21 protein-coding genes and 1 other annotated feature are annotated in these 18,568 nt (G+C 45.8%); of the genes, 5 read left to right on the forward strand and 16 right to left on the reverse strand.

What is annotated here, in order from left to right; all coding sequences use genetic code 11:
* The first annotated feature begins 36 nt into the window (after positions 1-36).
* Entirely contained in the window at positions 37-699 is a 663-nt protein-coding gene (locus J1C91_RS08500) for a prepilin peptidase (RefSeq protein ID WP_002910337.1), read from the forward strand.
* Here J1C91_RS08500 and trpA read toward each other — a convergent pair.
* The 15 genes from trpA to J1C91_RS08575 form a co-directional block, all read right to left on the reverse strand.
* The gene (trpA, locus tag J1C91_RS08505) at positions 668-1,447 is read right to left on the reverse strand and encodes a tryptophan synthase subunit alpha (protein ID WP_125439171.1); all 780 of its coding nucleotides are present in this window, start codon (positions 1,445-1,447) and stop codon (positions 668-670) included. The genes J1C91_RS08500 and trpA overlap by 32 nt on opposite strands.
* Positions 1,440-2,663, reverse strand: coding sequence for a tryptophan synthase subunit beta (gene trpB / locus J1C91_RS08510; protein WP_125439169.1), 1,224 nt, complete (start codon positions 2,661-2,663; stop codon positions 1,440-1,442). Before trpB (J1C91_RS08510) ends, trpA begins: the two co-directional genes overlap by 8 nt.
* Positions 2,653-3,240, reverse strand: coding sequence for a phosphoribosylanthranilate isomerase (locus tag J1C91_RS08515; protein ID WP_002910343.1), 588 nt, complete (start codon positions 3,238-3,240; stop codon positions 2,653-2,655). Before J1C91_RS08515 ends, trpB (J1C91_RS08510) begins: the two co-directional genes overlap by 11 nt.
* Positions 3,227-3,994: an indole-3-glycerol phosphate synthase TrpC gene (trpC, locus tag J1C91_RS08520; protein ID WP_002910344.1), complete on the reverse strand. Its 768-nt coding sequence runs from the start codon at positions 3,992-3,994 to the stop codon at positions 3,227-3,229. Before trpC ends, J1C91_RS08515 begins: the two co-directional genes overlap by 14 nt.
* Entirely contained in the window at positions 3,991-4,995 is a 1,005-nt protein-coding gene (trpD, locus tag J1C91_RS08525; protein WP_002910345.1) for an anthranilate phosphoribosyltransferase, read from the reverse strand. Before trpD ends, trpC begins: the two co-directional genes overlap by 4 nt.
* 10 nt (positions 4,996-5,005) lie before the next feature.
* Positions 5,006-5,569, reverse strand: a complete 564-nt coding sequence (locus J1C91_RS08530; protein ID WP_002910347.1) for an aminodeoxychorismate/anthranilate synthase component II — start codon at positions 5,567-5,569, stop codon at positions 5,006-5,008.
* Positions 5,566-6,924 (reverse strand): anthranilate synthase component I, encoded by a 1,359-nt coding sequence (trpE, locus tag J1C91_RS08535; RefSeq protein ID WP_002910348.1) that lies wholly within the window; start codon positions 6,922-6,924, stop codon positions 5,566-5,568. Before trpE ends, J1C91_RS08530 begins: the two co-directional genes overlap by 4 nt.
* 403 nt (positions 6,925-7,327) lie before the next feature.
* Positions 7,328-8,509, reverse strand: a complete 1,182-nt coding sequence (gene trpB / locus J1C91_RS08540; RefSeq protein ID WP_002904022.1) for a tryptophan synthase subunit beta — start codon at positions 8,507-8,509, stop codon at positions 7,328-7,330.
* A gap of 61 nt (positions 8,510-8,570) precedes the next feature.
* Positions 8,571-8,800: a binding site (T-box leader), on the reverse strand.
* A gap of 75 nt (positions 8,801-8,875) precedes the next feature.
* Positions 8,876-9,415 carry a VanZ family protein gene (locus tag J1C91_RS08545; protein ID WP_002910349.1) on the reverse strand — a complete coding sequence of 180 codons (540 nt, stop codon included), beginning with the start codon at positions 9,413-9,415 and terminating at the stop codon, positions 8,876-8,878.
* Positions 9,402-10,490, reverse strand: a complete 1,089-nt coding sequence (rlmN, locus tag J1C91_RS08550; protein WP_002910350.1) for a 23S rRNA (adenine(2503)-C(2))-methyltransferase RlmN — start codon at positions 10,488-10,490, stop codon at positions 9,402-9,404. Before rlmN ends, J1C91_RS08545 begins: the two co-directional genes overlap by 14 nt.
* On the reverse strand, positions 10,487-11,068 hold the full coding sequence (locus J1C91_RS08555; protein ID WP_002910352.1) for a YutD family protein: 582 nt from the start codon (positions 11,066-11,068) through the stop codon (positions 10,487-10,489). Before J1C91_RS08555 ends, rlmN begins: the two co-directional genes overlap by 4 nt.
* A 181-nt stretch (positions 11,069-11,249) precedes the next feature.
* Positions 11,250-12,293: a SepM family pheromone-processing serine protease gene (locus J1C91_RS08560; RefSeq protein ID WP_002910353.1), complete on the reverse strand. Its 1,044-nt coding sequence runs from the start codon at positions 12,291-12,293 to the stop codon at positions 11,250-11,252.
* Entirely contained in the window at positions 12,280-12,774 is a 495-nt protein-coding gene (gene coaD / locus J1C91_RS08565; protein ID WP_002910355.1) for a pantetheine-phosphate adenylyltransferase, read from the reverse strand. Before coaD ends, J1C91_RS08560 begins: the two co-directional genes overlap by 14 nt.
* On the reverse strand, positions 12,764-13,312 hold the full coding sequence (gene rsmD, locus J1C91_RS08570; RefSeq protein WP_002910356.1) for a 16S rRNA (guanine(966)-N(2))-methyltransferase RsmD: 549 nt from the start codon (positions 13,310-13,312) through the stop codon (positions 12,764-12,766). Before rsmD ends, coaD begins: the two co-directional genes overlap by 11 nt.
* A gap of 70 nt (positions 13,313-13,382) precedes the next feature.
* Complete coding sequence (locus J1C91_RS08575) at positions 13,383-13,871, reverse strand: YcxB family protein (protein ID WP_002910357.1); 489 nt, start codon at positions 13,869-13,871, stop codon at positions 13,383-13,385.
* Between the two features lie 142 nt (positions 13,872-14,013).
* On the opposite strand from J1C91_RS08575, the gene J1C91_RS08580 reads away from it, so the two are divergent.
* Genes J1C91_RS08580 through J1C91_RS08595 form a run of 4 tightly spaced genes read left to right on the forward strand, consistent with a single transcriptional unit; the run spans position 14,014 to position 16,753 of the window.
* On the forward strand, positions 14,014-14,691 hold the full coding sequence (locus tag J1C91_RS08580; RefSeq protein ID WP_002900956.1) for a helix-turn-helix domain-containing protein: 678 nt from the start codon (positions 14,014-14,016) through the stop codon (positions 14,689-14,691).
* 4 nt (positions 14,692-14,695) lie between these two features.
* Entirely contained in the window at positions 14,696-16,111 is a 1,416-nt protein-coding gene (locus J1C91_RS08585) for a Y-family DNA polymerase (RefSeq protein ID WP_002910358.1), read from the forward strand.
* On the forward strand, positions 16,108-16,482 hold the full coding sequence (locus J1C91_RS08590) for a hypothetical protein (RefSeq protein ID WP_002910359.1): 375 nt from the start codon (positions 16,108-16,110) through the stop codon (positions 16,480-16,482). The genes J1C91_RS08585 and J1C91_RS08590 overlap by 4 nt, the downstream gene beginning before the upstream one ends.
* On the forward strand, positions 16,460-16,753 hold the full coding sequence (locus J1C91_RS08595) for a DUF5960 family protein (RefSeq protein WP_002910360.1): 294 nt from the start codon (positions 16,460-16,462) through the stop codon (positions 16,751-16,753). The genes J1C91_RS08590 and J1C91_RS08595 overlap by 23 nt, the downstream gene beginning before the upstream one ends.
* Positions 16,754-17,024: 271 nt before the next feature.
* On the opposite strand, the gene J1C91_RS08600 is transcribed toward J1C91_RS08595, so the two are convergent.
* Positions 17,025-18,503, reverse strand: coding sequence for a flotillin family protein (locus tag J1C91_RS08600; RefSeq protein WP_002896230.1), 1,479 nt, complete (start codon positions 18,501-18,503; stop codon positions 17,025-17,027).
* Between the last annotated feature and the right edge of the window lie 65 nt (positions 18,504-18,568).

An 18,568-nucleotide genomic window follows, 5' to 3' on the forward strand; every position in this document is an offset into this window, starting at 1 on the left:
CAGAATTTTTCTGTTTAAAATTACGAATAAATAAGTATGATTCATCTATACTTTTTTCTCCTTGGAACCGTCTTTGCCTCATTCCTAGGCTTGATGATAGACCGCTTCCCAGAGCGGTCTATCATCACTCCCGCTAGCCATTGCAATGCCTGCGGGAAAAGATTGGCACCGCGTGATTTGATTCCTATTTTTTCTCAAGTCATGAACCGTCTTCGTTGCCGCTTCTGTGGAGACAAGATTCCCTTACGCTATTTATTTTTTGAATGTCTCTTGGGCGGTCTTTCTCTAGCAACTTCGCTTGGCACGATTTCCATCAGTCAACTCCTACTATTCACCATGGGCTTGACCCTGGCCATCTACGATCAAAGAGAGCAGCAATATCCCCTGATGGTCTGGCTGATTTTTCAGCTTTTGCTGCTGATGACAGCAGGCGTCAACCTTCTCATGCTCTTCTTTTTAGCCTTAGGACTTCTAGCCTTCTTTTATAATCTTCGTATTGGAGCTGGTGACTTTCTCTTTCTGGCGTCTTGCTCAGCCATTTTCAGCCTGACGGAGACTCTCATCCTGATCCAAATCGCTAGTTTCTCTGGCCTCGCCTGTTTCTGCTTTAAAAAGAAAAAAGACAGGCTAGCATTTGTACCTTGTCTTTTGTTTGGTGTGGTGGTGATTATTTCTTATAAGCTGCTGCTTCTTGGATAAAGGCTGCTATACTGGCGTCCTTTTCATGAAGAGCTTTGACAATCTTAGATCCGACAATGACTCCGTCTGAGACTTGATTGAAGCGATCAACATCCTCTAAAGTTGAAACGCCAAAACCTGTCAGCACTGGAATCTCAGCAATATCATGGAGCTTGCTCAAATGCTGGTCCAAATCATTGCGGTAGCTTCCGCTCTTACCCGTTACACCGTTGATGGCTACAGCGTAGATAAAACCTTCTGCCTCCTTAATTAGCTCCTGCTGACGTTCTAGTCCAGTCGTAAGGCTCACTAAAGGAACTAGAGCGATATCTGAATCTTCCAGCAGAGGCAGGATAAAGTCCCTATGCTCGTAGGGCAGATCCGGAATAATCAATCCCTTAACCGGCGTCCTAGCCAAATCCTTGATAAAATCTTTGAGACCGTACTGGAAGATAGGATTGAAGTAGGTCATGATGATGAGAGGCAGCTGAGTGTCCAACTTCTGCAAGCTTGCGATTAAAGACTTGGCCGAAGTATGGTGACCCAGACTTCTCAGACCGGCTTCTTCAATAACCGGCCCATCTGCAACAGGGTCTGAAAATGGCAGACCGATTTCAATGGCTGACACACCCAAGTTTTCCAAAAATGAGATAGTTTCTGCTAATCCTGCCAAACCTTTCTCGTGATCACCGGCCATGATATATGGAAGGAAAATTCCCTTACCTGCTTTTTTGACGGCCTCTAAATGCTGAGTGAGTGTTTTAGTCATGGGCACCTCCTTGTTGAGCCACTTCGCTTTCCAAGCGTTCCTTTACCTGAACGACATCCTTATCACCACGGCCGGATAGGCAGACAATCATTGATTTATCTGGTCCCAACTCCTTAGCCAACTTAACTGCGTAAGCAATAGCGTGACTAGACTCTAGAGCAGGAATAATCCCTTCGATACGAGATAGGAGCTGGAAGGCTTCCAAGGCTTCTTCATCTGTGACTGGGACATAAGTCGCGCGCTGAATAGCATTAAAATGAGAATGTTCGGGACCGATGCCCGGATAGTCCAGCCCAGCAGAGATAGAGAAAGCTTCCAGAATCTGCCCTTGCTCATCCTGCAAGACATCCATCAAGGCACCGTGTAAAACACCCGGCCGGCCCTTGGTTAAGGTCGCAGCATGTTCATCTGTATCGATGCCTCGCCCAGCCGCTTCTGTTCCATACATAGCCACTGTACTATCATCTACAAAGGGATAAAAGAGCCCAATAGCATTGGAACCACCGCCAACGCAGGCGACTAAAGCATCTGGCAGGGCACCTGCATTTTGCTCAGCAAACTGGCGCTTAGCCTCACGACCAATCACACTCTGATAGTCGCGGACAATCTCTGGGAAGGGATGGGGTCCCAAGGCCGATCCCATAATATAGTGAGTATCATCGACCTGAGCCACCCAAGCTCGTAAAGCTGCATTGACCGCATCCTTGAGGACTCGAGAGCCATCGGTCACAGACTCCACCTTGGCTCCAAGAAGTTCCATCCGAAAGACATTGAGGGCTTGGCGCTTGACATCTTCTTCGCCCATGTAGATAGTACAGTCCATGTTGAAAAGGGCTGCAGCAGTGGCTGTAGCTACTCCATGCTGACCCGCACCAGTCTCTGCAATAATTTTCTTCTTGCCCATTCGCTTAGCTAATAGGACCTGGCCTAGAGCGTTATTGATTTTATGGGCCCCGGTATGGTTGAGGTCTTCTCGCTTCAGATAAATCTTAGCACCGCCAGCATAGGCTGTCAGATTTTTAGCAAAATAGAGAGGATTTTCTCGCCCTACATACTGCTTCAGCAACTCGTCCAGCTCTGCCTGAAAGGCTGGGTCTTTTTTACTCTCACGGTAAGCTTTATCCAGCTCCAAAACTGCTGTCATCAGAGTTTCTGGAACAAAGCGCCCGCCAAACTCACCGTAAAATCCTTCTTGATTGGGTTGATTATATGCCATGTTTCACTCTTTCTATAAATTCTTTTATTTTCTCTAAGTCCTTCTGGCCGTCAGTCTCGATCCCGCTTGAGACATCAACTGCGTAAGGAGCGAAGTGCTGAATCGCTTCTCGGACATTTCCTGCATTCAAACCACCGGCGATAAAGAAGGGCTGGTGGATTTGATTCTTGTCAAAAGATTGCCAGTCAAAGGTCCGACCACTACCGGCAAGAGGGGCATCAAAGAGCAGGTAGTCCGCTTGTTGGCTGACTCCTTTTAACGCTCCCTTGACCTGATAAGCTCGAATAACCGGCCGGCCGATCTCAGACAGAAGATCTTCATTAAAATCGCCATGAATCTGCACCAAATCCAGATTTGCCACCGAAATAGCTTCCTGCAGCTCTGCTAAACTCGGAGAGACGAAAACTCCTACCTTTCGGACAGTAGGCGGCACCAAGGCAGCTAGCTCCTGAGCTTGCTCCAAACTAACCCTCCGACGGCTCTCAGCAAAGACAAATCCAATATAATCTGCACCAGCCTGGCATGCCGTTTCCACAGCGCTGGCCGTTGATAAGCCGCAAATCTTAACCTTTGTCAATTTTCAGCTCCTTGATTTTTTCTGCCACATCCTCTGCCTGCATCAGGGCTGTTCCGACTAGAACCGCATGGAAATAAGGAGCTACTAGCTCAGCATCTTCCTTGCTGAAAATAGCGGACTCAGACACGTAAACCCTGTCATCTTTGAAATGGGCAGATAGCTGAAGACTTGTATTGATATCAGTCTCAAAAGTAACTAGATTGCGGTTATTGACACCGATTATCTGTGCTCCTATTCTATGGGCAATTTCCAGCTCCGCCAGATTATGGGTTTCGACCAGAACTTCCAAGCCTAAACCTGTCGCAAAATCATAGAGTTCTTGCAGCCGCTTTTCAGACAAAGCAGCTACAATCAGAAGAATAACTGTCGCTCCTGCATTGCGGGCGCGAACAATCTGCTTTTCATCAATGATAAAGTCCTTATTGAGGGTTGGAATGGTCACTTGACTGGAAATCTCTCTCAGGTAATCCAGATGTCCTTTGAAGAAAATCTCATCTGTCAGGACCGAAATCATGGCTGCACCGCATCGTTCATAGGTGCGAGCCTGCTCCACAATATCCACACCGAGATTAATATCTCCCAGACTGGGGCTGGCTTTTTTAACCTCAGCAATCAGCTGCAGCTCTTGAGGACGACTTTTGAGATATTCATAGAGGGAATAGGTCGAGCGCAGAGGTTGCAGCTCTTCATAAGACATAGCCGCCACTTCCTGCTCTTTTTGCTTTAGAATGGTTGGGAGAAATTCTTTACTCATTTCTGATACTCCTGTAGTTGCTTGAGTTTTTCATAGGCTGCACCGCTTGCAATTACTTGGCGGGCCAAAGCTATTCCTTCTTCTATGCTGTCTGATTTCCCATTAGCATAGAAGCCCAATCCCGCATTCAGCACTGTCGTTTCTAGATAGGGGCTGGCTTGATTTTGCAGGACAGATAGCAGAATTTCTGCATTTTCCTTGGCATTGCCTCCGCGAATCGCTTCAAGAGCTATCTCTTCCATGCCAACATCTGACGGCAGAAAGCTGTGCAGGCTGATTTGCCCATCTTCCAGCAGAGCATACTGGGTACGGCCATGAAGGCCGGCCTCGTCAAGACCATCCGGCCCCGACACGACTACTGCACGCTTACGGCCCATATTTTTTAAAACCTCTGCTGTGCTCTCTAACATATCCGGCCGGCTGGTCCCCAAAAGCTGAGTTTCTAGACTCATGGGATGGATAAGCGGGCCGGTTAGGTTCATGATAGTAGGAATACCAAGGCTAAGACGGGCTGGCATGATGTATTTCATGGCTGGATGCATATTCTTTGCAAAGAGAAAGACGATACCTGTCTGCTCAAAAACCTTACCCAAGCTAGCAGCGTCCAAGTCTAGATTGATACCCAGAGCTTCTAACACATCAGCTGAGCCTGACTTAGAAGAAATGGAGCGATTGCCGTGCTTGGCCATCTTAATCCCGCCGCCTGCTAGGACAAAAGCTGCTGTAGTCGAAACATTAAAACTGAAAGATTTGTCCCCGCCAGTACCGCAATTATCCATGGCAGTGCGAATAGTGGTCGGAATCTGCTTAGCATGGCCTCGCATTACCTGAGCCAAAGCAGTTCTTTCCTCAATCGTCTCCCCTTTCATCTTGAGCCCCAGTAAGAAGGCTACAATTTGGGACTCTGTCACCCGTCCGGTGACAATACGCTCAATCACATCTGTCATCTCAGCGCTGCTTAAATCCTTAAAATCAGCTAGTTTTGCAATAATCTCTTTCATACACGCTCCTTTATTTTACTAAATCGATGAAATTCTTGATAGACGACAAGCCGTCCGGCGTGCCAATACTTTCAGGATGATACTGAAAACCATAAATGGGCAGACTCTTGTGTTGGATAGCCATGATCGAGTTATCATCAACCGCTCGAGCTGTCACTTCAAAGTCCTCCGGCATCTCCTCAATCAAAATCGAATGATAACGCATGACTGGCTGCCCATCCTCTATCCCCTCATAGATAGGAGATTTTCCCTCAAAGCGCAGAATACTTTGCTTGCCGTGCATGACCTTGGGAGCCAAACCTAGCTTTCCGCCAAATACTTCTGCAATGGCTTGGTGCCCCAAGCAAATCCCCAAAATCGGCTTTTTACCAGCAAAATCGCGGATAAGCTCTTCCATCTGTCCTGCATCTGCTGGCCAGCCTGGACCCGGAGACAGCACCAAGGCATCAGCTTCTTCTGCCGCTTGATAAAGGCCTGCATCATCATTTCGCAAGACCTTAACTTCTGCGAAATTGCCGATATACTGGGCTAGATTGTAAGTAAAAGAATCATAATTATCAATCAATAAAATCATTGCATCTCTCCTATCTTGGTCATTGATTTGGCCTTGTTGATGGTTTCTTGGTATTCATTGGCAGGGATCGAGTCATAAACAATACCTGCTCCAGCTTGAACGTAAGCTCTGCCATTTTTCAAAATCATGGTTCGGATGGCAATGGCAACATCCATATCTCCAGTCGCAGACAGATAACCTATTGCCCCAGCATAAATACCACGCTTTTCCTGCTCCAGCTCATAAATTCGCTTCATAGCTCGAATCTTAGGCGCGCCCGAGACGGTACCAGCCGGCAGGGTTGACTTGAGCGCATCCATGGCTGTCAGTTGAGGCAGAAGCTGACCACGAACCACACTGGTCAGATGCATGACATAGCGAAAATACTCTACCTCCATGTATTTAGTGACTTCCACGCTGTTATTCTGGGAAATTTTACCAATATCATTACGCCCCAAATCAACTAACATACGGTGTTCCGCCACTTCCTTCTCGTCAGCCAGCAACTCCTCTGCCAAGGCTTTATCTTCTCTTTCATCCTTCCCACGCGGTCTGGTTCCAGCGATAGGATTGGTCGTAACCTGACCCTGCTTGACAGAGACCAGACTTTCCGGGCTGGCTCCGATAATCTGATAATCCCCGAAGTCATAAAAGTAGAGATAGTTGGAAGGGTTGGTCACGCGCAGATTGCGATAGTAATCCAGTGGTCTACCAGAATACTCTGCTGAAAACCGCTGACTGAGAACACATTGGAACATGTCTCCCTGCCGAATCAAGCTACGCGCTTCTTCCACCATTTTTTCAAAAGCTGCCTGCTCGATATGGCTATGGAAGTTCAAACTGGACAGTTCCAGCGGTGAAAATTCATCTACCGCAGGCTGCGCCAGCTCAGTCATGATACGCTCCAGACTAGCAGCCAAATCAGCTTCGTCTCTATCACTGTAGAGTGCCTCCTCAACGATATAGACCTTGTCTTTTTTATGGTCAAAAACCATGTAACTCTCATAGACGAAAAAGTGCATATCCGGCGTTCCAATCACATCAGCTGGAATCTGGCCAATCTCCTCATAGAGGGAAATCATATCGTAACCGACAAAACCGATGGCTCCACCGCCAAAAGGCAGGTCTGAATGATGATCTTTCTTTACGGCTAACTCATGCAGATAGTCCAATGGATCTGCTTCAATTACTTGCCCATTCTTTGTTAACTGGCCATTTTCATAGCGGACTTCAAAGACTGGATTATAGGCAAGGATAGAAAAGCGAGCTGTCTCGCTATCTCTCGGAATACTTTCCAAAATCACCTTGTGGTCGCCCTGAATCCGCATATAAGCCAGAATCGGCGATAAAATATCAGCTGGTAAAATCTTTTGCATAATTTTTCTTTCTATTTAATCAGAAGCGTTTAAGGAGGAACAAACTACTAGCTATGACCGCATTCCACAAGAACAGATAGCACCTGTCTACTGTCATAACTTGCTCCAGAACTACAGAAAAACGCCCGCACAGTTCATCCTGTGAGGGCGTATCATCGCGGTGCCACCTCAGTTATGGAGTTTTCAGGCTCCACATCTCATTTACTTATTTACAGTCATTTAGATCCCTTTTAGCACAAGGCAGCGTACTGGCTCATGGCAAAGTAAGCTAATAAAATGATAAAAGATCAACTAAAGGACAAAATGTTGACTCCAACAGCCCATTTCATAACTTCTCCTGCCTGTTTACAGCAACCACAGACTCTCTGAAAGGAGGGATGTTACTACTCTTCTGCTGGGTATTTTATTTTCGTTTTTCTAGATAGTCGGCAATGGCTGCCACATCCTTGTCTCCACGACCAGAGACATTGATAATGATGATTTGGTCAGATGACAATTGCGGAGCCCGCTTGATGGCTTCAGCAATAGCGTGAGAACTTTCGATTGCCGGCAAAATTCCTTCCTTTTGTGTCAAGAGAAGCAAGGCATCCACAGCTTCATCATCTGTCGCTGCTACATATTCTACTCGACCAGAATCTTTAAAGAAAGCATGTTCAGGACCAACACCAGGATAGTCCAAGCCTGCTGAAATCGAGTAAACCGGCGCCACCTGACCATCTTCAGCAAAGACAGCGTAGGTCTTCATGCCGTCCACTACTCCGACACTTCCCTTGGTCATGGTCGCCGCATGCTGGTCTGTATCAAGACCCCGTCCAGCCGCTTCAACACCAACCAGCTTGACTTCTTCATCCGCCACATACTGAGAGAACGCGCCGATAGCATTGGAACCACCGCCTACACAAGCAATAACATAGTCTGGCAAGCGGCCTTCCTTGTCCAAAATCTGCCGGCGAGATTCTTCACTAATCACCTTTTGAAACTCATGGACAATCGTCGGATAAGGGTGAGGACCGACAGCAGAACCCAAAACATAGAAGGCTTCCAAATCGCTCATCCACGCTCCAAAGGCCGCATCTACAGCATCCTTGAGGGTTTTGGTGCCTGTTTCCACTGCATGAACAGTCGCTCCCATCATTTCCATGCGGAAGACATTGAGGCGCTGGCGCTCTACATCCTCTGCACCCATGTAAACATCGCACTTCATACCAAACTTGGCTGCGGCTGCCGCAGTTGCCACACCATGTTGGCCAGCTCCAGTTTCAGCGATGACTCGGGTCTTGCCCATCCGCTTAGCTAGAAGAATCTGCCCCAAAACATTATTGAGCTTATGAGAGCCCAGATGATTGAGATCTTCCCGCTTCAGATAAATCTTCGCTCCGCCCAGGTGCTGGGTCAGACTTTCTGCATAGTAGAGCGGAGTCTCCCGACCTGAATAATCCGCCAAATAATGCCGGTATTCATTTAAAAATTCTGGATCATCCTTATACTTCTCAAAAGTAGCTTCCAATTCATCCAGCAAGGCCTGGATAGGCTCCGGTACAAAGGAGCCGCCGAATTGTCCAAAATATCCTTTAGTTTCTGTCATCTTGATTGCCTCTTTTCTTTATTTTCAAGCAAAACAAAAGCCCACACACAGAAAAAATCTGTGTGAGGGCGTAAAATCGCGGTGCCACCTCAATTATGGAGAAAAGTATAGACTGTCTCCATATCTCTGTCTTGTCTAACAACAAGCTGCACTGTAAGGTGTGCTCACCGAATTTTTATTGCTTCAAATTCATTTTTTGCATCAGCCCACTTCATAACCTTCCACTGCCTGTTTCCACCAACCACAGGCTCCCTGAAAGTAGAAAAAATTATTACTTTTCTGATGATTTATTTTATTATAGGCCTTTCCCTTTTTCTTGTCAAGAAAAAATTTATTTTTTTCTTCTAAATCCGAACCTTTCGCTGGCTAATCTCTTTTGAAAGCGTAATCTTGACGATTTATCCAGATTTTCTGACCAAGCTGAAAAGCCCGCCAAGCCAGATAACCACCCAAAGTATTGGTCCAGAGATCATCAATCTCAAAGACTCGATTGGCGTTGATGAGAAGGTCCAGCAGAATCTGAGTCATCTCGATAGACAGACTCATCCCAAAGCTCAGCCATACCACCTTCTTGGTCTTCCGCAATTTCGGAAAGAGCCAAAGCAATTGAAAGATTAAGGGCGACAGCAAGAAGATATTGGCTAGATTTTGGATAAAGACTTTGACCAACTGGATCCAAGAAGTAATCTCGCCAATATTGACAAAGGAATTAAAAGGGATTAACAAAACTACTATTCGGCCAAAATACTGGATTCCTGGCGTTTCCATTCCCGGCTCTGGAACTTGAGGAATAAAGCACAGAATGCAAAGCATCCAGAAATAGAGCCAGCTTCCCCCTATCAGCAATCTCCGTCCCTTAGCAGTCAGCTCACCAGCTGAAGTCAGATAGTTCTTAAGGCTGAACATTTTCTACCAATGCTTTCTCGCAATCACGCTTCATAGTATTGGAACGCAGCTGGCCACAGGCTGCATCAATATCTGTACCATGTTCCTGACGAACCACGCAGTTGACTCCGTTTTTCTTGAGGGTATCATAGAAAGCCATCACGCGCTCTTTGGGACTGCGGCTGTATTGGTCGTGCTCGCTAACGGGGTTGTAAGGAATGAGATTGACATAAGATAGCTTCTTGATATTTTTCAGCAATTCTGCCAATTCCTTGGCCTGTTCTACCCCGTCATTGACTTCATTGAGCATGATGTACTCAAAGGTCACACGACGGTTGGTCGTCTCAATATAGTATTCGATAGCTGCAAAAAGCTTTTCGATAGGGAAGGACCGGTTAATCCGCATGATACTGGTCCGCAAATCATTATTCGGGGCATGGAGGGATACAGCTAGATTGACCTGCACACCTTCATTGGCAAAGTCACGAATCTTATGAGCCAGCCCTGATGTCGAAACCGTGATATGGCGGGCACCGATAGCCAAACCTTTGTCATCATTGACCGTCCGGACAAACTTGAGCACATTGTCATAGTTATCAAATGGCTCGCCGATTCCCATAACCACGATGTGGCTGACCCGCTCATCCTGACCACGCTCGTCAAAATACTTCTGAACCAGCATAATCTGAGCAACAATCTCACCGTTATTGAGGTCGCGTTGCTTTTTAATCAAGCCGGAAGCACAGAAGGTACAGCCAATATTGCAGCCGACCTGGGTGGTCACACAGACAGAAAGTCCATAGTGCTGGCGCATGAGCACCGTCTCAATCAGCATACCGTCCGGCAGCTCAAAGAGGTACTTGACCGTACCGTCAGCCGACTCTTGGACAATGCGCTGTTTAAGCGGATTGACGACAAACTGATCATTTAGCTTGGCAATCAAGTCCTTGGATAGATTGGTCATCTCTTCAAAAGACTGAACCCGTTTACGATAGAGCCACTCCCAAATCTGGGCGGCACGGAATTTCTTTTCTCCCTGAGCTTCCGCCCATTCAATCATTTCCTGACGCGTTAAGCTATAAATAGATGGTTTCATTTTTCTCCTTTATTCTGACGAATTACAAAATGGCGATTGCTGTCTCTTGGCTTTTTCTGCCTATCTTGCTGGGAATTGTTGCGAGAGCGCTTATTGTCCCTTTTAGAACGACTGTCTCGGTCTCGCTCGCTTCTGCGATTGCGGTTGCCGCCTGAACGGCTGTTGCGAGAACGTTTTGACCGACCCTCTGATTCTTTCTTGCCATGCGATTTCTTATCAAAGGAAGCGCGCTGGGGATTTGGATTTTCCAAGACAAAATAAGCACAGCCATAGCTGCAGTACTCTAGCAAATAGTCTTCTAAGCGGCTAATCTTCTCATCGCTTTCATTAGCCCGCTCATCCTTGTAAAAACCGCGCAGGCGCAGCTGCTCGTTGCCCCAGTCACCGACAATATAGTCAAACTTGGTGAGAATTTCTGAAAAGCGCTGATGAAAGGCCGTCAAGTCAAAGCCTTCCTTATAGTTCTCAATCAATTCAAACTCGAATTTTTCTGCAAGAATCTTGCTGTCAAGCTGTTTAAACTCCGGTCCTGGGAATTTATTATAATTATACAATTCAGGTGAAATATCTTTACGCATACTCTTCCTTTAACAATCTTGGATAGTTTATCTACAACACCTTATTTTATCATAAATCAGCCAGTATTTCGCGGACTTTTCATCAAAAATACCTTTCTGAAAAAAGTCAGACGATTTAAAGTAGAAAAGGCCAGCTGATTTTGTCTGTCTCACAAGAAAAATCTTAGCAAAAGCTAAGATCTTACTTGTTCTTTTTCAGATAGTCAATGGCGTCCTGCAGCGTTTTAACTGGAACAATTTTCATATCCGTTTTAATCTTCTTGGCTGTCTCCAGAGCCGTTTGGTAGTTGTTTTTCCCATTAGGAGAAAGCTTTTTCTCTTCCTCTGTCAGTTCATTGTTCGGTGCAAAGAAGATGTCTGCTCCGCTTTGGGCCGCTGAAACGACTTTCTTATCGATTCCGCCGATTTCGCCAACTTCGCCTTCACGGCTGATGCTGCCGGTCCCTGCAATATCGCGGCCATCACGAAGAGTCGGATCAGCCAACTGGGTATAAATGGCGAGGCTGAACATGAGACCAGCACTGGGACCGCCGATACCCTCAGTTGAAAATGTAATCGGAATACTGCTGCTGACTTCCGTCCGGTCTATCAGACTAATCCCAATCCCGTTCTTACCGTTCTCCAACTTGATGACCTTACCGGTTGCCGATTTCTCCTGACCATCTTCTTGGAAAGTCACCTTGATTTTATCCCCAAGCTTCTGCGAGTTGACATACTTGACCAGTTCCTCAGAGCTTTCAAATGTCTTATCATTGACACCAGTTACCGTATCAGCAATATTGAGAACTCCCTTGAAGGTTGAGTTATCAGCCACCTGTAGGACATAAACTCCCAGATAGTCCATTTTGATCTCTTTACCAGCTGTCGTCAACCCTTGATATTTAGCCATATTTTGTGATGTTTCCATGTAAAACTGGTTGATCCGATTGAACTCCTCATCCGTGGATCCCCCTGTCATATCCTTGGCGGAATAAATATCTGTAAAAGGGGTCAGCCAAGCATAGACCAGATGAGCAAAGGTTGCCTGCTCTACTCCGACTGTCACAAAGTTATAGGAACCCGCTTCCTTATCAGCCTTTTTATCAACCAGCAAGACCTGCCGAACATCCTCGGCACCACCAGGAACTTCTATATAATAAGGCAGACGAACGTAAAGAGCTGCTATAAAAAAGGCAATAGTGACGCCAATGACCGTCGGCAATATAAACTTCTTAATTCTTTTCATTGTTGATTCTTTCTAATTCTTTGATTACACTTTGAGGCACATAGGCCGCGATATCCTGCTGAAAAGCAATCAGCTCACGAATACGTGATGAACTGATATGCTGATAGGCCGGCTTGCTGAGCAAGAAAATCGTCTCCAGCTCTCCTGCTAGTTCATGATTGAAAAAGTTCATATTGGCTTCATAGTCTAGATCTTGACTGTTACGGAGACCGCGCACAAAGACCTGAGTTCCCAGTCTTCTGGCCACTGTCACTGCTAGCTCATTCTGAGAAGTGATGACCTCAACATTATCCAAATGCTGCAGAGCTTCTTTGACCATGCGTTCTCTGGCCTCAATTGTGAAAAAACCAGACTTTTCTCGGTTATAGAAAATCCCTACATAGAGCTTATCAAAAAGCCTGCTGGCCCGCTCAATCAGGTCCACATGACCCTTGGTCATCGGGTCAAAAGACCCTGTGAATAATCCTATCTTATCTGACATACACCGTCACCTTTGAAATTCCATATATCTTCTGCTTCCAAATGCCTAGCCCTGCAATTTCTTCTGGCAATTCAACTTCCTTGTCTGTCTCACAGACTACCAGGACATCTTGACCCAAGAGCTGGCGCTCCTCTAGCTTCTCAAGGTCCTCCACAATCTGCTCCTTGGCATAAGGCGGATCTAAGAGAACCAAGTCAAAAGCTCCCGTCAATATTTCCAAGGCTCGGCCAGACTCCATCTTGAGCAAGTCAAAACGTTCCGGCTCCTTTGTCATCTGAATATTCTCTGAAATAATAGCCTGAGCTCTGCGATCCCTTTCGACTAAGACAGCTTCCTCCATACCTCGCGAAATAGCCTCAATGGCCAAACTCCCACTCCCAGCATAAAGATCTAGCACCCGACCGCCGTCAAAATAGGGACCAATCATATTAAAAATTGCCCCCTTGACCTTATCGGTCGTAGGCCTGGTCGTCTTGCCGTCCAAAGTCTTGAGGGGCCTGCCCCCGTATTTACCTGCAACAACTCTCATAAAAAACATTATAACACACATCGCACAGGAGGCCAATTTTTTGAAAACTTGACAGATAAAAAACAGAAGTCCCCCAAAATTAGAGACTTCTGTTTTCTTTTAATTTCAATAAAAAATCAATTAATTCAGGCTGACAGTCTGCCTTATCCAAGATCAGTCCCATTGACCGACCAACCATGATATAAAAAGTTTCTGGCTTGTCTATAATCGCCACAATATCTTGGTAGTCAAATCTGGCATTGTTATTCCGATTAACGACACGAAAGTCTGTCTCATAGAAGCTAAACTCCTGCTCTATATCATGCCAGAGGGGGTTGCCTCTATAAAACTTTTTAATATGTCGATTCATGGACAGATAGTAAAGAAAAGGAAGGACAGCCACAGTAACAAGAAAAGCTGCGCCTGGCAAAGGTTCCCCGATGAAAAAACAGATTGCACCGCATATCAGCACCACTATCTCAGGGAGAATCAGCGAGAAGATGCCATTCTTTTTATACCAAAAATTGGTCCAAGCGAAACGGCGGTAAGCTTCTTCTGTCATGATCGTTTTTGCTATCATAGGAAACATCTCTCTACCTCCAGGTTATATTCCTCCCTACAGTTTACCACACTCTTGCTAGAAATAACAATACTCAATAAAGAACTTGCTTTTCTCGATTTCATTTGCTATACTATATGTAACCTTTAAAACGTTACATAGGAGGTGTGATATGTTTTCGCATGAAAAATTAAAAAAACGCCGGCTGGAGCTTAATCTGGCACAGGCTTCCATTTACCAAGAGCTGGGCATCTCTCGAAAGACTTACTCTGCTTGGGAAAATGGTCTAGCAGAACCCCACGCAAAAAATCTCAGGAGGTTGGCCACCTGTCTCAAGGTCCAAGAGAACTACTTTGTGGATGAGACTAGTACGCTCTACACCTACCCTTTACTAACCCCACCGCATAAAAAGGAAGTAGACCAGCTAGCTAGTCAACTCCTAGAGAGACAGCGCAAGGTTAGCTCTCTTACAGCTTATAAGGTTCTATCCGTTGAGCTAGCTGCAGGGCGCGGGCACAGTTACTATGACAATGAAACAGACTACGAAACTGTCTACTTTGATCAAGATATCCAGCACGACTTTGCATCCTGGGTCTCTGGGGATTCTATGGAGCCTAAGTATCCCAATGGCTCTGTTGCCCTTATGAAACAGACGGGATTCGACTACGATGGGGCTGTCTATGCTCTTATGTGGAATGGCAAGACCTATATCAAAAAAGTCTATCGAGAAGCTGAAGGACTTCGTTTAGAGTCTATCAATCCTGACTACGAGGATCTCTTTGCTCCCTACGAAGACCAACCTAGCATTGTTGGTATCGTAGTCGGACATTTTCTGCCGATTGAGGTATAAAACTATGGTCCTATTTGATTATTCACGCGAGCCTCGTTCAGACATCGCTTTTGTGGATATGAAAAGTTTTTATGCCTCTTGCGAATGCATTTCCCTCGGCCTTGCCCCTTTAAAAACCTCGCTCTGTGTCATGAGCCGAATTGAAAATTCCGCTGGACTGATACTAGCTGCCACCCCTCTCTTTAAAAAGAATTTCGGCAGCCAGAATGTCAGCCGAAGCTATAATCTTCCTTTTGATGTCCACACCCGTAAGTTCAACTATGCTGCTGCCCGCAAGCAGGGACTACCGATTACAGCAGATTATATACGCTTTATCGAAGACGCTGCTCAAAAGACCTTACTGGTCCCACCTCGGATGAACTACTACATCCAGAAAAACATGGAAATCCAAAAGATTTTCCAGGATTTTGCAGCTCCCGATGACATTTTCCCCTACTCAATCGATGAGGGCTTCCTAGATTTGACAAGCTCTATCAACTACTTCATTCCCGATCAGACGCTGGACCGCAGGACCAAGCTGGACCTGCTGGCTGCCCGCATTCAACAGGCTATCTGGAAGAAGACTGGGATTTATGCATCTATCGGTCTGAGCAACGCCAATCCACTTCTCGCCAAGCTAGCCTTAGACATTGAAGCCAAACACACAAAAAAGATGCGGGTCAACTGGTCCTATGAGGATGTTCCCAGAAAGGTTTGGACTATTCCGACAATGACTGATTTTTGGGGCATCGGCTACCGAACAGCCACCCGTCTTAAGAAGCTGGGAATTCACTCCATTTATGATTTGGCTCACTTTAATCCCGATATTCTCAAAAAAGAAATGGGAGTCCTGGGCCTGCAGCTTTGGTTTCACGCTCACGGCATTGATGAAAGCAATGTTCACAAGCCTTATCAGGTCAAGTCACACGGCCTAGGGAATTCGCAAATTCTCCCCCGAGATTATAGACAGCAGGCAGAGATTGAGCTCGTTTTCCGAGAAATGGCTGAGCAGGTCGCCATTCGGCTCAGACGCTCTGGTAAGAAGTGCCAGTGTGTCTCCATCTATGCCCGCTATTCCAAGCAGGATCGCCTGCCTTCCATTCATACACAGAAAAAAATTGAGCCTACCAATAACAGCGATCGACTGGCTCAAATTGTGGTTCAGCTTTTTCGTTCCAAATATCAGGGCGGGGCTATCCGCCAGATTGGCGTTTTTTACAGTGATTTTGTCGATCAAGGTTATGGTCTGATTTCTCTCTTTGACGATCCCCTGCAAATTCAAAAAGAAGAGGAGCTCCAACAGACGATTGACCGCATCAGAGATCGCTTCGGCTTCGCCTCTCTGCTTAAGGGAAATGCCTTGCTGGGCTCCTCCCGTGCCATCGCTCGAAGCAAGCTGACAGGTGGCCATTCGGCTGGAGGGCTGGAGGGCTTATCATGACCGACCGCTCCTACCTCCCCTATCAGTCAGCTCGTGACTTTCAGGATCGGGGCATGGCTAAGTGGGCTGGCTTTTTCCTCTCTGAGCACAGCACTGCTTTGGCCAAAAAAGAACTAGATATGAGCCAATTGCCCCAACTTGATAGACAGGAAAAATTCCAGTTACTCAACCAAGCCTACAGTCATCAAGTTCCCATCAGAATCACCTTTCTTAATCAGGGAAAGCTGACCGACATTACTGCTACCGTCTTTCTGCTGGACTGCAAGCAGGTCCTCCTGCAGGAAGGTGACCATTACAAAGGCCTTGCTATCCATCAGATTCTTTCGATACAAGCTTCAGGAGGCGCAGATGACCACTCAAAATGTACATGAGGAACTTCAATTTGACTATTTTTCCCAGAATTACTATCAATTTCAAGAGGATTTTTATCAATTTTCCAATCTTCCCCAGCCTCTGATGGTCATGGAAGATGACATCCTACTCCACATGGCCAGCCGCCAAGCCACTTATTTCAAACTCTCCAAGACCAAAAGCTTGGACAAGAAGGACCATTACTTCCACTTTACCGTCAGTCGTCCAGACCAAGCAAAACGACTCTGTATCTACCACTATCAAGGCCAAACAGAAGATATAAATCAATAAGCTCCCAAACTCAGTCTGGGAGCTTATTATATGGAGTTGGCCATCTACTAGAATCTTCTCAATTATTTATTGCTTTAAGTCAAGCAAATAACACTAAAGATTTGAGACAGCTATATTATATTTGAGGTCAATCTGAACCCGAGAAGCACCATTCTTTTTAGGTTATACACCTAGTTTATTTGTATAACTTAATTTCAGATTAAAAACACCCCAAAAGTTAGATTTTCTGTCTAACTTTTGGGGTGCGGGTCATAGCAATTTGCCTTTTCTTTTATTTTTTGTCGGTGTCAAGATTTGCAGCTTCAATAACAGGTTGCTCATCTTGTTTTAGCTTGTTAACAGTCATATTAACACCAAGAGCTCCTGCTAGGAGTTGACGGATGTCAAAGCCTGCACCTTGCGACACTTGGTCAATACTCTGCATGATATCACCAACCATCTTAGAAGCATTGCCTTCACCATACATAGTAATTTTGTCCACCTTAGTAAGCGGCTCTGCTACAGCACGGGCAATTTCTGGCAGTTTGTCTACAATCATCTCAGTAATCGCAGCTTCCTGCATCTTCTTCATGGCTTCTGCTTTTTTATCCAAACCTTCTGCTTCAGCTTCTAGCTTAAGACGAATAGCTTCAGCTTCAGCACGTCCCTTTGCTTCAATGGCTTCAGCTTCTTGCAGTTGCGCAAATTTCTCAGCCTCGGCTTGGGCCTTGCGGGCTTCGGCTTCTTTTTGTGTTTCAAAGAGTTCCGCCTCGGCTTGACGTTGACGCTCAATCAATTGTGCTTCCGCTGCTTGTTGACGAGAGTATTTCTCCGCTTCAGCCTGTTTGCGGATGTTAGCATCCAGTTCTTGCTCCCGAACCTTAACTTCGCGTTCCTTGACTTCAGCCTCTTTCTCTTGCTTCATGATATTAGCTTCAGCAGCCACACGTTCTTGCTCGCGACGCTGCACCTCTGCCTCAATCCCTTTAGCTGCATCAGCCTTAGCTTGCGCAATATCCGCTTCCTGCTTGAGGGCTGCTTGCTTCAGTTTCAACTCATTTTGCTTTTGAGCGATTTCTAAGTCAGCGGCTACGCGCTTGTCGTTAGCCAATTTGTCTTGCTCAGCTTCTACTTCCTTGCGCTCACGTTCAGCTTTAGCCTTTGCAATTAGGGCATCTTTTTTGATGGTTTCGACATTTTCGATACCGAGATTATCAATCACACCACCTTCGTCAGAGAAAGACTGAACGGTAAAGGCAATGACTTCTAATCCCATCTTAGCCAGATCCGGAGCTACGTTGTCCTGAACTTTTGAGGCAAATTCCTGACGGTCATTGACCATCTTACGAAGCTCCATCTGACCAATTACTTCCCGAAGATTTCCTTCCAAGACATCTTGAACAGAGTTAGAAATATCTGTTGTATTCCAATTAAGGAAGTTTTCTGCTGCACGAGCAATCATTTCATCGGTCGTTCCGATTTTCAGCTTAACAGCTGCATCAGCACGTACATTGATAAAGTCAAGAGTCGGTACTGCTTCAGATGTGCGAACATCTGTTGAGAACTGCTCAATATCCAAATAGGAGCGCTGCTCTACAAAAGGAATCATAAATCCAGCTTTACCGCGAAGGTGACGCTGTTTACGAAGACCTGTAATTACAACTACTTCGTTAGGGCGTGCGTTAACATAGCCTTTCACTAAAAGTACAACAAGTACAACCAAACCAATAATTACTGGAATCAACCAGGTTGGAAAGAAAAATGTATCCATTAAATCTCCTTCTATAAGACAATTTTCATTGTCTATTTTCTTTTTATACTTAGTATAACAAATTA

The organism is Streptococcus sanguinis (assembly GCF_050222175.1).
Lineage (GTDB): Bacteria > Bacillota > Bacilli > Lactobacillales > Streptococcaceae > Streptococcus > Streptococcus sanguinis_M.

Bases quoted from the DNA above. Each gene is read 5' to 3' on its own strand.
- trpE (WP_002910348.1), bottom strand. From the start codon at position 6,924: ATGCAAAAGATTTTACCAGCTGATATTTTATCGCCGATTCTGGCTTAT.
- trpD (WP_002910345.1), bottom strand. From the start codon at position 4,995: ATGAAAGAGATTATTGCAAAACTAGCTGATTTTAAGGATTTAAGCAGC.
- rlmN (WP_002910350.1), bottom strand. From the start codon at position 10,490: ATGAAACCATCTATTTATAGCTTAACGCGTCAGGAAATGATTGAATGG.
- J1C91_RS08530 (WP_002910347.1), bottom strand. From the start codon at position 5,569: ATGATTTTATTGATTGATAATTATGATTCTTTTACTTACAATCTAGCC.
- J1C91_RS08560 (WP_002910353.1), bottom strand. From the start codon at position 12,293: ATGAAAAGAATTAAGAAGTTTATATTGCCGACGGTCATTGGCGTCACT.
- J1C91_RS08580 (WP_002900956.1), top strand. From the start codon at position 14,014: ATGTTTTCGCATGAAAAATTAAAAAAACGCCGGCTGGAGCTTAATCTG.
- rsmD (WP_002910356.1), bottom strand. From the start codon at position 13,312: ATGTTTTTTATGAGAGTTGTTGCAGGTAAATACGGGGGCAGGCCCCTC.
- J1C91_RS08585 (WP_002910358.1), top strand. From the start codon at position 14,696: ATGGTCCTATTTGATTATTCACGCGAGCCTCGTTCAGACATCGCTTTT.
- J1C91_RS08575 (WP_002910357.1), bottom strand. From the start codon at position 13,871: ATGTTTCCTATGATAGCAAAAACGATCATGACAGAAGAAGCTTACCGC.
- J1C91_RS08600 (WP_002896230.1), bottom strand. From the start codon at position 18,503: ATGGATACATTTTTCTTTCCAACCTGGTTGATTCCAGTAATTATTGGT.
- J1C91_RS08595 (WP_002910360.1), top strand. From the start codon at position 16,460: ATGACCACTCAAAATGTACATGAGGAACTTCAATTTGACTATTTTTCC.
- J1C91_RS08590 (WP_002910359.1), top strand. From the start codon at position 16,108: ATGACCGACCGCTCCTACCTCCCCTATCAGTCAGCTCGTGACTTTCAG.
- coaD (WP_002910355.1), bottom strand. From the start codon at position 12,774: ATGTCAGATAAGATAGGATTATTCACAGGGTCTTTTGACCCGATGACC.
- J1C91_RS08545 (WP_002910349.1), bottom strand. From the start codon at position 9,415: ATGTTCAGCCTTAAGAACTATCTGACTTCAGCTGGTGAGCTGACTGCT.
- trpA (WP_125439171.1), bottom strand. From the start codon at position 1,447: ATGACTAAAACACTCACTCAGCATTTAGAGGCCGTCAAAAAAGCAGGT.
- trpB (WP_002904022.1), bottom strand. From the start codon at position 8,509: ATGACAGAAACTAAAGGATATTTTGGACAATTCGGCGGCTCCTTTGTA.
- J1C91_RS08500 (WP_002910337.1), top strand. From the start codon at position 37: ATGATTCATCTATACTTTTTTCTCCTTGGAACCGTCTTTGCCTCATTC.
- J1C91_RS08555 (WP_002910352.1), bottom strand. From the start codon at position 11,068: ATGCGTAAAGATATTTCACCTGAATTGTATAATTATAATAAATTCCCA.
- trpB (WP_125439169.1), bottom strand. From the start codon at position 2,663: ATGGCATATAATCAACCCAATCAAGAAGGATTTTACGGTGAGTTTGGC.
- trpC (WP_002910344.1), bottom strand. From the start codon at position 3,994: ATGAGTAAAGAATTTCTCCCAACCATTCTAAAGCAAAAAGAGCAGGAA.